This is a genomic window from Streptomyces sp. NPDC005794, from assembly GCF_042871445.1.
In the GTDB taxonomy this organism is placed as follows: domain Bacteria; phylum Actinomycetota; class Actinomycetes; order Streptomycetales; family Streptomycetaceae; genus Streptomyces.
The window spans coordinates 226,685-241,176 of the sequence record NZ_JBIAIN010000011.1 but is presented as its reverse complement, the minus strand read 5'-3'; the positions used below and the strand labels follow the sequence as shown (position 1 = coordinate 241,176).

Below are 14,492 nucleotides of genomic sequence, written 5' to 3'. Positions count from 1 at the left end.
TCTGGGAAGGGGGACGGGTCGGTAGAGCCAGGTCAGCGGCCGGTCTGCCGCATCAGGAGATCGCGGAGGGCGCGGGTGTGGCGGCGGCTGACGGCGAGCTCCGCTTCCCCTATGCGGACGCTCATGCTGCCGGCGTCGAGCCGGAGTTCGTCGATCCTGTTCAGCGCCACGAGGTGGCGGCGGTGGATGCGTACGAACCCCCTGGAGCGCCAGCGCTCCTCCAGGGTGGTGAGCGGGATGCGGACGAGATGGCTGCCGGTCGCGGTGTGCAGCCGGGCGTAGTCGCCCTGGGCCTCGGCGTACGCGATGTCGTCGACGGGCACGAACCGGATGACTCCGCCCAGTTCCACCGCGACCTGGTCGGCCGCCGCGTCGTGGACGGACGCGGAACGCTCACCGACCTGCTCGGCGACGCGGCGGACGGCCTCGGCCAGACGCTCGCGGCGGACGGGCTTGAGCACGTAGTCGACGGCCTTGAGGTCGAAGGCGTGTACGGCGAAGCCTTCGTGGGCTGTGACGAAGACGATGAGCGGCGGTGCGGCGAACCCGGCCAGGAGCTGGGCGACATCGAGTCCGGTCAGCCCCGCCATGTGGATGTCGAGGAACACGACGTCGATCGCCGAGGGGTCATCGGGTCCGGCGTCGACGGCACTCCCGATGCGTCGCAGCGCCTCGGTGGCGCCGGTGGCGCCCTCGGCGCTCCGGATGCGGGGATCGGCGCGCAGGAGGTAGAGGAGCTCCTCCAGAGCGGGTTCTTCGTCGTCGACGGCGAGTACGCGCAGCATGAGGCCGGAGTTTAGGGCCTTTCGTTCGGAGGGGGCCGGATCGGGGAGCGACCGCGGGGTCCGCTACTTGAGCAGGCGGGACAGCCTCCTGTCGGCAAGGGGTTTGCCACCGGTCTGGCAGGTGGGGCAGTACTGCAGAGACGAGTCGCTGAACGCGACCTCCAATACGGTGTCGCCGCAGACGGGACAGGGCTGCCCGGTACGGCCGTGGACGCGCATGCTGCTCTTCTTCTCGGCCTTGAGCCGCCCCGCGGCGACGCCCCGGGAGCGTTCGACCGCGTCCTGGAGCGTGGTGCGCACCGCGTTGTACAGATGGGTGATGTCGTTGTCGCCGAGGCTGGTGGTGAGCTTGAAGGGTGACATCTTCGCGACGTGCAGGATCTCGTCGCTGTAGGCGTTGCCGATGCCCGCGATCAGCGACTGGTCGCGCAGAGCTCCTTTGACCTGGCGGCGTGCCCCGCCGATCACCGTCGCGAACGCGTCCCGGTCGAAGGAGTCGGCGAGCGGGTCGGGCCCGAGACGCGCCACCCCGGGCACGTCCGCCGGATCGTGCACCAGGTGGACGGCGAGGCGCTTGGTGGTCCCCCTCTCCGTCAGGTCGAAGCCGTCGCCGCCGGTGAGGACCGTCCGCAGGGCGAGCGGCCCCTTGCCCGGCCGTGGCGGGGCGGCGGGAAAGGTGTCCTTCCACTGCAGCCATCCCGCCCGTGCGAGGTGGATGAGCAGGTGGAGCCGGCCGGCCGTGATGTCGAGGAACTTGCCGTGCCGGGCCACGGAGGTCACGGTCGCGCCGTGCAGTTCGGTGGGCGGTGGGTCGTACGTCTTCAGGACGCTGATCGCGAGCGGCAGGACGCGCGCGATCTCCTTGCCGACCAGATGGTCGTCGAGGAAGTCCCGCAGGGCTTCGACTTCCGGCAGTTCGGGCATTGCTCCAGCGTGCCGCAACGGCCCGGCGAGTGCCCGCCGGACGCACGGCCCGTGTTCAGACGGCGGGTACCCGCAGCCCGTAGACCCGCTGCGCGGTGCCTGCGAAGACCGCCCGTCGTCCGTCCTCCCCCAGCCCGCCGGTCAGCTCGCGTGCCGCGTCGAGGACATCGGTGTACCCGGCGGCGAGGCGGCACACGGGCCAGTCGGAGCCGAACATCAGCCGGCCTGGGCCGAAGGCCTCGATGACGGTGTCCGCGTAGGGGCGCAGGTCCTCGACGGTCCAGGACCGTGGATCGGCCTCGGTGACCAGGCCGGAGAGTTTGCAGACGGTGTTGGGCCGTGCGGCGAGTGCCCGCAGGTGGTCGGCCCAGGGGTGCGTCGTCCGCCGTGCCACCGGCGGCTTGCCCGCGTGATCGAGTACGAAGGTGAGCTCCGGCAGCAGGGCCGCGGCGCGGACGGCGGCGGGCAGCTGGTGGGGCCGGACGATCAGGTCGTAGACGAGTCCGGCGGAGGCGACGGCCCGAAGCCCGCGCAGGACGTCGGGGCGCAGCAGCCACTCCGGGTCGGATTCGCCCTGGACCTGGTGGCGGATCCCGACGAGCCGGCCGCCGCCGGGCAGGGCGCGGAGTGCTGCGAGGGTGTCGGCGACGTCCGGCGCGGTGAGGTCCGTCCAGCCGACGACGCCTGCGACGAGGGTGCTGTCGTCGGCGAGCGCGAGGAATTCGGGGGTCTCCTCGGCGACGGTGACCGTCTGGACGAGGACGGTCGCGACCACGCCGGCGGTGCGGGCTTCGGGCTCCAGGTCGGCGAGGGTGAAGGTACGGCGGATGGGGGCGAGTTCCTCGCCGGTGATCCAGTCCTGGTCGCGCACCGCGAGGTCCCACACATGATGGTGGGCGTCGATGACCGGCAGGGACGTCATGTCACAGCAGGCCTTCCGCACGCAGGTCGTCCCAGAGCGCCTCCGGGACCGGCGTACGGAGCTGCGCCGCCGCGTCCCGCACCTCGTCCGGGGAGCGGGTGCCGACGAGAACCCCGGCGACGGCCGGGTGGCCCAGCGAATGGTTCAGGGCGGCGGCGCGCAGGGGAACACCGTGCCCTTCGGCGATGCCCCGGATGCGCAGAGCCCGCTCCAGGAGGGGAGCGGGGGCTGCCGCGTAGTCGTACGTCGCGCCGGGGCGCGGGTCCGCGAGCAGGCCGGAGTTGAACACACCTCCGACGACGACGCTGCGGCCCCGGGCGGCCGCCTCCGGCAGCAGCGCGTCGAGGGCGCTCCGGTCGAGGAGGGTGAAGCGGCCCGCACAGAGGACGGCGTCGACGTCGGTCTCGCGCAGGAAACGGGTGAGCATCGCGGTCTGGTTCATGCCGGCGCCGATGGCACCGACCATGCCCTCCGCGCGCAGTTCCTCCAGCGCCGGGTAGCCCTCGCGGAAGACCTGCTCCCCGTGGTCGTCGGGGTCGTGCAGATAGACGATGTCGACCCGGTCGAGGCCGAGGCGTCCGAGGCTCTCCTCGATGCTGCGGCGGATGCCGTCGGCGCTGAAGTCCCAGCGGCGCCGGTGGGTGTGCGGGACGGCGTACCCGTCGGACAGGCCGTGGTGGGCGGCCGCCTCGGCGGGGGTCAGCGGGTCGAGCAGGCGGCCTGCCTTCGTGGACACCGCGTAGGCGTCCCGGGGCCGGTCACGCAGCGCCTCACCGAGACGGCGTTCGGAGAGCCCGAGGCCGTAGTGCGGTGCGGTGTCGAAGTAGCGGATGCCCTCGTCCCACGCCGCGTCCACGGCGGCGGCTGCCTGCCCCGGATCGACCTCGGTGAAGAGGTTGCCGATGGCCGCCGCCCCGAAGGCGAGTTCGGTGATCTCGACCGCGCTGTGTCCGAGCCTGATGCGCCGCATGCTCATGCCGCCCCCGCCGGTGATCCCTGATGGTCCGTACAGGACTATTCATCGGATCAATCGGCCGCGTCAACAGGATCCGGCGGATCCGCTCTCACGCCGGGGCGGGCACCGTGGGCACGAGTGCGTGCAGGTCGTCGAGCTCCTCGTGGACCGCGGAGGCCAGCCGGTCGAGATCGGGCAGCGCCTTTCCGTCGGCGACCAGTCCGACCTGGACACGTCCGCCGTACGTCGACAGGGCGACGGCCAGTGACTGGCCGCGGGCCAGCGGCGCCATGGGGTAGACGGCGCGCAGCGGACAGCCGCCGAGCGAGAGGGCCGAGCGGGGCAGGGGCACGCTGGTGACCAGGATGTCGAAGAGCATCCGCGCCGCGTTCCCCGCCAGTGGCGCTCCGAACCGGTGGGCCAGGGCGGGCAGCTGGTCGGCCAGTACGGCGACGGCACCCGCGCCGCGCAGCGGCCCTGCGGCCTTGTTGCGGTCCATGCCCGTGCGCACGAGGCGCAGCCGTTCCCGGGCGTCGGGTTCGCCGACGGGCAGTCCGAGGAGGTAGGCGGAGAGCCTGTTGCCGGTGGCCGCTCCGCCGGGCCGGCGCCGGGAGACGGGGACCAGGGCGCGCGGGTCGGCCCCGGGGAGCGGCTCGCCGCGTTCGATCATCCAGCGGCGCAGCGCACCGGCGACCACCGCGAGCAGGACGTCGTTGGCCGTGCCGCCCTCGGTGCGCCGGACGCGCTGCACCGTCTCGGCGTCGAGTTCGGCGGTGGCCAGCCGGCGCGTACCGCTGGAGCGCGCGGTCAGAGCCGTGGTGGCGCGCAGGTCGAGGCGGCTGGCGCGTACGACGGAGGCGCCGACCCCCAGTGCCCGGCCGACGTCCCCGAGGCGGCCCATCGCCATGCCCGCAGCTTCGTACGGGCCGGGCGGCCAGGAGCGGGGCGGTACAGGTGTCCGGCGGCGTACCGCGCCACGGCCGGCACCGGCGGAGGCGATCTGGTCGAAGATCCCCGCGCCGATGGCGACGGCCCGCATCCCGTCGGCGAGCGCGTGGTGCAGCTTCACGAGTACGGCGAACGGGCCGTCACCCGGGCTGTCGAGCAGGTACATCTCCCAGGGCGGCAGGCCCCGCCCGAGCGGCCCCTCCATGAGTGCCCCGGCGAGCCGGGTCGTCTCCGTCATGAAGTCGCCGGCGGGGAGCACGACCCGCCTGACGTGCCGGTGCACGTCGAAGTCCTTGTCGGTGAACCAGGCCGCACCGCCGACGGGCAGCAGGACGTCGCGCACCCGCATCCGCAGCCGGGGAATGGCGGCCGCACGGGCGCCGAGCAGCTCGAGCAGGTCCTGCGGGGCCACGCCGGGCACCGGGTCGAAGACGGCGAGCGCGCCGAGATGCATCGGATGGGTGTCGGATTCGAGGTGCCAGAAAGCCAGATCAAGAGGTGCCAGAAGCTCGGTACTCAACGGGGCCTCGCGTCGTCGACAGCGGATCCGCGGGATCGCAGTCAATCCCGCAGGGTCGGTTACGGTCAAGTGAGGACATGTTACGTACTGTTACAGTCTCAGGGTGCCGAGGCCGGGCCGCTACCGCTGCACCGGGGTGAGGAATTCGCACCACACGCACTTGCCGTTGCCCCGGGGCTCGACTCCCCAGATGTCGGCCAGCCGGTCGACGAGCATGAGCCCGCGGCCCGAGACTCCGGACTCCCCCGCGTCCCTGCGGCGCGGCAGCGCGCTGGAACGGTCCTCGACGTCGACCCGGAGGCGGCGTTCGGGTCCGGTGAGCACCCGGATGGTGACGATGGCGCCGCCGTCGGTGTGCATCAGCGCGTTGGTGATCAGTTCGTCGGCCGCGAGCTCGACATCGTCCGCCCGGCCCTTCGCCCCCCAGGCGCGCACCGCCGCCCGGATCATGTGGCGGGCGGAGGTCAGCGCCTCCGGGTCGTTCTGCGCGACGTGCTGCTGGAGCCGGCCGCCCGGGTGGGGGGCGTGGGCCGCGTTGCGCCGCAGCAGCAGTACCGCCATGTCGTCCTCGCCCCCGCGCTCGTCGACGACGGCGCAGAGCCGGTCGGCAAGCCTCTGGAGGTCCTGCGGACCGTCGCGGACCGTCGAGACCAGCAGCGCCATACCTTCGTCGAGGTCGGTACCGGGCAGCTCCACCATGCCGTCGGTGTAGAGGATCATCGTCTGCCCCGGGTCCAGATCGATGGTGCTGACGGGGTACTCGAGCTGCCCGAACTCCGCGGAGAGCCCCAGCGGGAGCCCGCCGTCGACCGGCAGTCTGCGGCAGCTCGCGTCGACGTCCCGCAGGGCGGGATCGACATGCCCGGCCCTGACCATCTGGACCACTCCGGTGGTCAGGTCGGCCTCGGCGTAGGTACAGGTCGCGAAGCGGTCGGTGTCGAGTTCGTGGAGGAAGACGGACGCCCGCGCCATGACCGTGGCCGGACTGTGCCCCTCGGCCGCGTAGGCGCGCAGCACGATCCGGAGCTGCCCCATGACGGCCGCCGCGTGCGTGTCGTGCCCCTGTACGTCACCGATGACGGCGCCGACCCGGCCGCCCGGCAGCGGAATGATGTCGTACCAGTCGCCGCCGATGTCCCTGCCGAGCCGTGCCGAGCGGTAGCGGACGGCGACCTGGGCCCCGGGCACGTCGGGGATCCGCCGCGGCAGCATCGCCTGCTGGAGCCCTTCGGCGAGATCGTGCTCCTGCTCGTACAGCATGGCCCGCTGGAGACTCTGGGCGATCGAACTGCCGAGGGCCACCAGCAGGTTCCGCTCGTCGCTGGTGAAGCCGGCCTTGTTGCCGTAGAGGAGTCCGAGTGCGCCGATCGGGCGGGCCTGGGCGATGAGCGGCATATAGGCGGCGGCGGTGATGCCGAGGTGACTGATGTGCGGCCACAGGGTGGGGTACGAGGCGGCGAAGTCCTCGGGCGTCTCGATGAAACGGGGCGTGAGCGTGCGGATCACCTCACTCATCGGATAGGGCTCGTCGGTGCGGGTGTAGCGGGTGCCCTGCACGTACGCCCCTTCCGGACCGTCCGCCACCAGATGGATGCGCCCGGATTCGAGCAGCCCCATGACGAGGCTGGTGGCACCGAGGTTGGCCAGGCCCCGGGAGTTCTTCAGCACGTCGGTGACGTCCTTGACCGTCCGGGCGTGGGCCAGCGCCGCCGTGGTGCCCTCGACCAGGCTGGTGCGGCGACGCCGTTCCTCGTCGACGGTCCGGCGGGCGGTGGATTCGGCCAGTTCCTGGGTGGCGTCCCGGATGATCCCGATGATGCGGCGGGGCCGCCCGGTGCCGTCGCGGCGGATGAACCCCTGCGTATGGGTCCAGCACACGGAGCCGTCGCGCCGCGTCCGCCGGAAGTACACGCCGTAGTTACTGCTGCCGCCCTTGAGGGCCTGCGAGACCATGCCGTCGAGCCGGATCGCCTCGTCGGCGGGAACACGCTGCGCGAGAGCCGCCGGGCGGCCGTCGTACTCCTCGGGGTGCAGGTCGAACACATCGAGGGCGGGCTCGTCCATGTGCATGAGGCCACTGTCCAGATCCCAGTCGAAGCTGCCCATTCGGTTCAGGGCGAGGCTGAGGTCCGGGTGGGCGGGCCAGTCGTCCGGGAGTGACAGGGCACCCGCTACCCGATCATCCATGTGGGCAACTCTGCCATCATTTATCCGATTCCTCCATCGAACCGGCATCTTGAACGCGTTCAACGCGACCCCTGTGCTCGACCATGAATTGAACATGTTCAATTCATGGTTTCTCTCACGTATGGAGGGGGTGGGCACGATGTCCGTAGTGGTCGGACTGATCGTGATGCTGGGCATGCTGGTGATCGTCCCGTTGGGCCTGGGCCTCGTCGGCGACCCCGCGCTCGACCGGATACGACGCCTGTGGCCGCTCTTCGCGGTGCCCGGCACCGTGTCCCTGTGGCTGCCACGTGGTGGCGCCGCCACCACGCTCGCCCTCTGCTACGCGGTGGGGACGCTGCTTCTCGCCGCCCACGCGCCCCGGCGCCTCGCCCGTACACACAGCGCACGCCCGGCGGAAGCCGCGCTGCTCACCGCGCTGGTCACCCCTGCGGTCGCCGCGCTCGCCCTCGTCGCCGAGCGCTCCGGCCACGAACTGTTCGGATTCGGGCTCGGCATCCTGGCGCTGACCGTGCCCCACTTCCACTTCGCCGGTTTCGCCGCCGCCCTCGTCGCAGGTCTCGTCTGCCGGGCGGAGGACGGCGGGGCAAGCCGGTTCGCAGCCCTGAGCGTGCCGCTCGGCACGCTGCTCGTCCTCGTCGGCTACTTCACCGGGGACTGGGTCGAACTGGCCGGGGCGGTCCTGCTCACCGCGGGAATGTGGACGGTAGCCCTCCTGACCTGGCGTACCGCCGGTGCCTGCGGGCGGGACCGCGTCACCCGCGTGCTGCTCGCCGTATCGGCCGGCGTACTCGCGGGGACCATGGTGCTCGCACTGAGCTGGGCGCTCGGTGAGGTCACCGGGCTGCCGCATCCCACCCTGACCTGGATGGCGGCCACGCACGGGCTCGGCAACGCGCTGGGCTTCGCACTCTGCGCGCTGCTCGCCCGGCGCAGGCTCCAGGACCTCAACCACCCGGAAGGCAGGACCGCATGAGCACCCTGACGTACCCCGAGGTCGGAGCCACCCGGCTCGGACCGCTCCCGGACGGCTACAACCACCTGCGCCACCGCGTCGCGGTCGGAAGGGGCAGGGCGGACTTCGAAGCCGCGGGCGCCGCCGTCACCGAGTGGCGCATGCACCGCGCCTCGGGGGCCCGGGTGAACGCCTCTGCCGCACGGGCGGACGCCGGCGTCACCGTCGAGGTGTCGGCCGGCATCGGACCGCTCCGCCTCACCGCCCCCTGCGAGATCGTCTGGACCGCGTACGAGAGGGACCGCACCGGCTTCGCGTACGGCACCCTGGTGCGGCATCCGGAGCGCGGGGAGGAGAGCTTCGTGGTGGACCTGGCGGACGACGGAACGGTGTGGTTCACCGTCGTGGCGTTCTCACGGCCCGCCTCCTGGTACACCCGCCTGGCCGGTCCTCTCGTCCCGATGGTCCAGCGGTGGTACGCCCGTCGGCTCGCCACCGTGCTGCGCCGGGTCGTGTCGGCTGTCTGACGGGCGGGGCGCGCCGGATACTGGAGGCGATGGAGTGGTTCACCGCAGATGGCTACTGGCTGAGCAGGCTGATCTTCCAACGGGCGCTCGCCGTCGTCTACCTGGTCGCGTTCGTCGGCGCGGCGCTCCAGTTCCGGGCGCTGATCGGCTCCCGGGGCATGCTCCCCGTGCCCGACCTCCTGCGGCGCACCTCGTGGAGGGGCGCGCCCGGGCTCTTCCGGCTGCACTACTCCGACCGTTTCTTCGCGCTGGTCGCCTGGACGGGCGCCGCGGTGTCGCTCGCCCTCCTGGCCGGCCTGGACGCGTACGTGCCGCTGGGGGCCGCGATGGCCCTGTGGGCGGTGCCGTGGGTGCTGTACCTGTCGATCGTCCAGGTCGGCCAGGTCTGGTACGGCTTCGGATGGGAGTCGCTCCTGCTGGAAACGGGCTTCCTCGCCGTGTTCGTCGGCAACGGCGACACAGCGGCACCGGTGCTGGTGCTGTGGCTGTTGCGCTGGCTGCTCTTCCGGGTGGAATTCGGCGCCGGCCTCATCAAGATCCGGGGGGACGAGTGCTGGCGACGGCTGACCTGTCTGGAGTTCCACCATGAGACCCAGCCGATGCCGGGACCGCTCAGCTGGTTCTTCCACCGGCTGCCGAAGCCCGTGCACCGGATGGAGGTCGCCGCCAACCATGTCACCCAGCTCGTGGTGCCGTTCCTGCTGTTCACCCCGCAGCCGGTGGCGAGCGTCGCGGCGGGGCTGATGGTCATCACCCAGCTGTGGCTCGTCCTGTCGGGGAACTTCGCCTGGCTGAACTGGCTGACCATCGTGATCGCCCTCGCCGCGGTCGACTGGTCACCGATCGCCGGCCCGCCGCCCGCCCAGCCGGGGTCACCCCTCTGGTACGAAGTGGTGGTCATCGCGGTCACCGTCCTCGTCCTGGCGCTCAGCTACCGACCGGCGCGCAATCTGCTGTCCCGCCGCCAGGTGATGAACCGGTCCTTCGACCCGCTGCACCTGGTCAACACCTACGGGGCCTTCGGGAGCATCAGCAGGATGCGGCTGGAGGTGGTGGTGGAGGGCACCGACGAAGCGGTGCTCCACGAGGGGACGCGCTGGCTGGAGTACGGCTTCCGGGGCAAGCCCGGTGATCCGCGCAGGCTGCCGCGCCAGTTCGCTCCATACCATCTTCGGCTGGACTGGATGATGTGGTTCGCGGCGCTCTCCCCCGCGTACGCCCGGGCCTGGTTCGGTCCGTTCGTCGAGCGGCTCCTGCAAGGCGACCGGGACACCCTGCGACTGCTCGGCCACAACCCGTTTCCCGGCGGCCCGCCCGCCCACATCCGGGCCAGGGTCTTCCACTACCGGTTCACCGATCGGCAGGAGCTGCGGGCCACCGGACGCTGGTGGGACCGGACGTACGTACGCGACTTCATGCGGCCGGTGGCCCGGCCGGTTCCGCTCCGGCCGGACGGGCGCACCCCGGGGAACGGGGACGGCCACCGCTGAGACCCGTGGTCCGCGCGGACGGGGCAGCGGGCGCACGGTCCGCCGCCCCGCCCCTGACGCACCCGGGACGGGACGACGGCACTCGCGCGGTCAGTCGGCCTGGCAGCCGGGCACGACGCAGGACCGGCTGTTCTCCCAGCCCCAGCCGTCACCGTCCGGGTCGGTCGAGCCGCCCTGGACGCAGTAGGGATAGCCGTTCGGCGCCGTTCCGGAACCAGTGCTGCCGCCACCGCCGTACACGGTCGCCTCGCGGGCGGTCGACGCGATGCCGTTGTTCCCGTTGAACAGGCGGTCACCCCATTGTTGGCCCCCTTGGCCTTGATGTCGCCGATCGCGCCGGTGCGGCTCGGGTACCAGGTGTGGGCGTGGTTCACGCCTCGCATCACGAAGTCGTTGCCGTTGCCCTCGACAACGTTGTCAGAGTGCGGTGGATGTCCGACGCACACCGCCACCGGGCCACATCTGCGTGTCTGACCCCCGGCAGGGCGACGCGTCACTGACCACATGAGGCCCGATTGTCGCCGCTTCGCACGCGCGCCACGCCCTGGATACACAGGGGCACCAGGACCGGCCGGTGGCTCGAAATACCCCTGCCCCCGTCCGGAGACGGGGGCAGGGACCGAGGTGCTGGTCCAACAGACGCGGGGCGATCAGTCGATTCCGGGCAGGATGTGCGGCTCGGCCAGATCATCCTCGTAGCCGGCCAGCCTGATCGGTGCCGACCGGGCCCAGACCTCGATGTTCCGGAGCTTCTCGGGCCTACGGGTCTGCGTTTCGGCCAGTCCGGCCGGGCGCGTCTCGGTCTTCGTCATTTCAGGTGTCACCGCGGACTCCTTTGTGTCGCGTAACCCCGGGCGGTGGCGACGCTGCGGCTGTGAGAACCGTGTCGACCGCCCTCTGCGGGGCAGGGGCAGAAACAGTTCGGTCGCGGTGGCGCCGGTACGGGGTGGGACGGCGGGCTGCTTACAGACCTGTCCCAGGACGGCCGAGGAAGTTTCGTGGGTCCCTTGGTGGCGTCCGTTCACCCCAGCCTAACCAAATGAGCACCATCCCGCTCGACAGAACGTGTGGCCTGGGTCACTTTCAGCCAACAGTAAAGCGGCGGCCCCGTGATCCACGGGGCCGCCGCTGTGCCGCCTGTCACTCAGGTGGCGAAGGGGGCTGGAGGCATGAGCAAGGGACCGGAGGCGCGGAGCCGCCCGAGCTCACCAGCCCGCAGGGGCGTAATCCTTCAGGAAGCAGCCGTACAGCTCCTCACCGTGTTCACCGCGCACGATCGGGTCGTAGACGCGGGCGGCTCCGTCGACGAGGTCGAGGGGGGCGTGAAAACCCTCCTCCGCGAGGCGGATCTTGTCGGGGTGCGGCCGCTCGTCCGTGATCCAGCCGGTGTCGACGGCCGTCATGAGGATGCGGTCCTTCTCGAACATCTCCTGGGCACTGGTGCGCGTCAGCATGTTCAGCGCGGCCTTGGCCATGTTGGTGTGCGGGTGCCCCGCGCCCTTGTAGCCACGGCTGAACACACCCTCCATCGCGGAGACGTTCACCACGTAGGCACGCTTCGACTCCGTCCTGGCCATCGCCGGGCGGAGCCGGCTGATCAGGATGAAGGGGGCCGTGGAGTTGCAGAGCTGCACCTCGAGGAGCTCGATCGGCTCGACCTCCTCTACGGTCTGGATCCAGCTGTTGGTGTCATGGAGGTCGGGGACCAGACCTCCGGCGTCGATCGCGGTGCCCGCGGCGATGCGGGCCGGCGAGGCGGAACCGGTCACCAGGGCGAGGTCCGTGACGTCCTGCGCGCTCAGCCCCCGGTCCTCCTGACGGGCTCCGGGCAGCGCGGCGACCCGGTCGACGGCGCCGCTGCCGAACGTACCGATGACCTGGGCGGCAGGGAGCTCACCGGCGGGAAGCGGTGCCGACTCGGCACCGAGCAGTTCGCTGTAGGCCTGCGGGGAGCGGCGGACCGTCTGCGCGGCGTTGTTGATCAGGATGTCCAGCGGGCCCTCGGCGGCGACCGAGTCGGCGAGCGCGACGACCTGGGCGGGGTCGCGCAGGTCGATGCCGACGATCTTCAGGCGGTGGATCCACTCGTCGCTGTCCGGCATCGCCTTGAAGCGGCGGATGGCGTCGTTGGGGAAGCGGGTGGTGATGGTGGTGTGGGCGCCGTCACGCAGCAGCCGCAGTGCGATGTACATGCCGATCTTGGCGCGGCCGCCGGTGAGCAGGGCCCGGCGCCCGGTGAGGTCGGCGCGCGCCTCGCGCCGGCCTCGGTTCTCCTTGGCGCACTGCTGGCAGAGCTGGTGGTAGAACGCGTCCACCTCGACGTACCGGGTCTTGCAGATGTAGCAGGACCTGGGGCGCTGGAGTATGCCGGCGATCTCGGCACCGGCCGAGGAGGACGGCAGGACGCCCTGCGTCTCGTCGTCGATGCGCTCGGCGGAGCCGGTCGCCGTGGCCTCGGTGACGGCCTTGTCGTGCGCGGTCTTGGCGGCGCGACGCTCCTGGCGGCGGCGCTGCTTCACGGTGCGGTAGACACCGGCGGTGGCACGGCGCACGGCGACGGCATCCGGGTGGTCGACCTCGATGGAGTCCAGCTCGTCGAGCACGCTCAGGCAGACGGCCAGCCGCTCCGGGTCGATACCGGGACCGAACTCGTCGATACCGGGAGCGAACTCCTGGCTGTCCTCTGTCACCGTCATTGCCGTTCCTCTGTCACTCGTCACTCATGCCGCTGTTCGGGCTTCGGTGGGGAGTGATCCGGCCGGGAGCCGGCGAGGGCAGGCGCGCACGGGCCGGATGCCCCGGTCAAGTCTGCCATGAGTCGGGCGTTGCTCCGCTCGACCGCCATCCCCCGTCGTCGCTGACCGAGAGGGGGGCGCGATGTCCTCGATCGACTCCTGCCCGGCCGGCACGGCGAGGAAGAACACGACCTGACCCCCGGCCACCATGAGGGCTGCTCCGACGCAGAACGCCAGGACGGTGTCGCCGACCGCCCCGCTCGCATTCAGGTCCGCGAAGACTCGCGGTCGCCGTGCCGGTAGCGCTCACGGACCGCTGCCCCTCCACCCGGAACGAGGCCGGGGCTCACACCGCGGTCGAAACGAGTAACACAACCCATCCACGCGGTCACGCTGTGTTACAGCAGTCTGTTTCGTCCCGCCCCGCCCTGCCTCTTCACCAAAAACTTCGGCGCTGGGAGGCATTACTTCCGCATAGCCGGGCATGCGCCCGTCACTGCATCGGACTCCAGGGAGGGTGACACCATGACGGCCATGTCAGTGCGAACCACCGAAGCGATCGGCGCAGCGGCTACGCGGCGCGACGAGGCGGGGGCGGTTTCCGACGCGGCCGCGCTGCCTTGGATCGAGGACGCCGGCAAGGTGGCACCGCAGGATGCCCGAGCCATGTCGAAGCTCTTCTTCAACCGGCTCCAGGTCCTCGAAGAGGGGACCCACGAGTACCAGTACGCGCGCAACACGCTGATCGAGATGAATCTCTCGCTGGTGCGCTTCGCCGCCTCCCGGTTCCGCAACCGGGGCGGTGACGACGTCGAGGACATCATCCAGGTGGGGACGATCGGCCTCATCAAGGCCATCGACCGGTTCGACCTGTCACGCGAGGTCGAATTCGCGACGTTCGCGGTGCCGTACATCGTCGGTGAGATCAAGCGATTCTTCCGCGACACGACCTGGTCCGTGCACGTGCCGCGACGGCTGCAGGAGCTGCGGGTCGAGCTGGCCAAGGCCAAGGAGCAGCTGTCGGCGGAGCTCGACCGCGACCCGACCGTCGCGGAGCTCGCCGCGCATCTCGACCTCCCCGAGGAGGAGATCATCGAAGGGCTCGTCGCCGCCAACGGCTACTCGGCGGGCTCGCTGGACACCCCGAGCGCCGACAGCGAGTCGGGCAGCGAACAGCGCGCGTACGCCGATCTTCTCGGCGAGGACGACCCGGGGATGGCGAGCGTCGAGAATCTGCACACCCTGGCTCCGCTGCTGCGACAGCTGGACGAGCGGGAACAGACGATCGTCCGCATGCGCTTCGGCCAGGAGATGACTCAGGCGCAGATCGGTGCGGAGCTGGGCGTCTCCCAGATGCATGTGTCGCGCCTGCTCGGCAGGATCGTCCAGCGCCTGCGCCAGGGTATGAGCGTCGAAGCCTGATCGACACGGTACGCGCGTGAGGACTGAGGCCCGGCCTGGTGGCCGGGCCTCAGTCACATATGCTTCACGCCGAAACGGCCGAGGGTCTCCCGTGCCGTCCGTCGGAGGGGGTGGAGTGTGGC

The 14,492-nt window shown here is 71.1% G+C and carries 13 protein-coding genes; 4 read left to right on the top strand and 9 right to left on the bottom strand.

The genetic code is table 11. The features are described 5' to 3' along the window. Positions 1–32: 32 nt before the first annotated feature. From ACFYQ5_RS19905 to ACFYQ5_RS19880, 6 genes are all read right to left on the bottom strand, one after another. Positions 33–785, bottom strand: coding sequence for a LytR/AlgR family response regulator transcription factor (locus ACFYQ5_RS19905; RefSeq protein WP_389199053.1), 753 nt, complete (start codon positions 783–785; stop codon positions 33–35). Positions 786–848: 63 nt separating this feature from the next. Beyond that, positions 849–1,709, bottom strand: a complete 861-nt coding sequence (locus ACFYQ5_RS19900; RefSeq protein WP_389199051.1) for an Fpg/Nei family DNA glycosylase — start codon at positions 1,707–1,709, stop codon at positions 849–851. A gap of 55 nt (positions 1,710–1,764) precedes the next feature. Beyond that, complete coding sequence (locus tag ACFYQ5_RS19895) at positions 1,765–2,631, bottom strand: amidohydrolase family protein (protein ID WP_389199050.1); 867 nt, start codon at positions 2,629–2,631, stop codon at positions 1,765–1,767. A 1-nt stretch (position 2,632) separates the two neighbouring features. After that, positions 2,633–3,601, bottom strand: a complete 969-nt coding sequence (locus tag ACFYQ5_RS19890; RefSeq protein ID WP_389199108.1) for an aldo/keto reductase — start codon at positions 3,599–3,601, stop codon at positions 2,633–2,635. Positions 3,602–3,695: 94 nt separating this feature from the next. Then, the gene (locus ACFYQ5_RS19885; protein ID WP_389199048.1) at positions 3,696–5,054 is read right to left on the bottom strand and encodes a wax ester/triacylglycerol synthase family O-acyltransferase; all 1,359 of its coding nucleotides are present in this window, start codon (positions 5,052–5,054) and stop codon (positions 3,696–3,698) included. Positions 5,055–5,174: 120 nt separating this feature from the next. After that, on the bottom strand, positions 5,175–7,241 hold the full coding sequence (locus ACFYQ5_RS19880; protein ID WP_389199046.1) for a SpoIIE family protein phosphatase: 2,067 nt from the start codon (positions 7,239–7,241) through the stop codon (positions 5,175–5,177). Between the two features lie 139 nt (positions 7,242–7,380). On the opposite strand from ACFYQ5_RS19880, the gene ACFYQ5_RS19875 reads away from it, so the two are divergent. From ACFYQ5_RS19875 to ACFYQ5_RS19865, 3 genes are read left to right on the top strand one after another with little or no spacing between them, the layout of a single operon-like run. Continuing rightward, positions 7,381–8,217, top strand: a complete 837-nt coding sequence (locus ACFYQ5_RS19875) for a YndJ family protein (RefSeq protein WP_389199044.1) — start codon at positions 7,381–7,383, stop codon at positions 8,215–8,217. Further along, positions 8,214–8,723 carry a DUF1990 family protein gene (locus ACFYQ5_RS19870; protein WP_389199042.1) on the top strand — a complete coding sequence of 170 codons (510 nt, stop codon included), beginning with the start codon at positions 8,214–8,216 and terminating at the stop codon, positions 8,721–8,723. Before ACFYQ5_RS19875 ends, ACFYQ5_RS19870 begins: the two co-directional genes overlap by 4 nt. 29 nt (positions 8,724–8,752) lie before the next feature. Next, complete coding sequence (locus tag ACFYQ5_RS19865; RefSeq protein ID WP_389199041.1) at positions 8,753–10,213, top strand: lipase maturation factor family protein; 1,461 nt, start codon at positions 8,753–8,755, stop codon at positions 10,211–10,213. 90 nt (positions 10,214–10,303) lie between these two features. On the opposite strand, the gene ACFYQ5_RS19860 is transcribed toward ACFYQ5_RS19865, so the two are convergent. From ACFYQ5_RS19860 to ACFYQ5_RS19850, 3 genes are all read right to left on the bottom strand, one after another. Beyond that, on the bottom strand, positions 10,304–10,453 hold the full coding sequence (locus tag ACFYQ5_RS19860; protein ID WP_389199039.1) for a carbohydrate-binding domain-containing protein: 150 nt from the start codon (positions 10,451–10,453) through the stop codon (positions 10,304–10,306). Positions 10,454–10,863: 410 nt separating this feature from the next. Next, positions 10,864–11,037 (bottom strand): hypothetical protein, encoded by a 174-nt coding sequence (locus tag ACFYQ5_RS19855; protein WP_389199116.1) that lies wholly within the window; start codon positions 11,035–11,037, stop codon positions 10,864–10,866. Between the two features lie 381 nt (positions 11,038–11,418). Next, entirely contained in the window at positions 11,419–12,909 is a 1,491-nt protein-coding gene (locus ACFYQ5_RS19850; RefSeq protein WP_389199037.1) for an SDR family NAD(P)-dependent oxidoreductase, read from the bottom strand. Between the two features lie 564 nt (positions 12,910–13,473). On the opposite strand from ACFYQ5_RS19850, the gene ACFYQ5_RS19845 reads away from it, so the two are divergent. Then, entirely contained in the window at positions 13,474–14,370 is an 897-nt protein-coding gene (locus ACFYQ5_RS19845) for an RNA polymerase sigma factor SigF (protein WP_389199036.1), read from the top strand. The last annotated feature ends 122 nt before the right edge of the window (positions 14,371–14,492 follow it).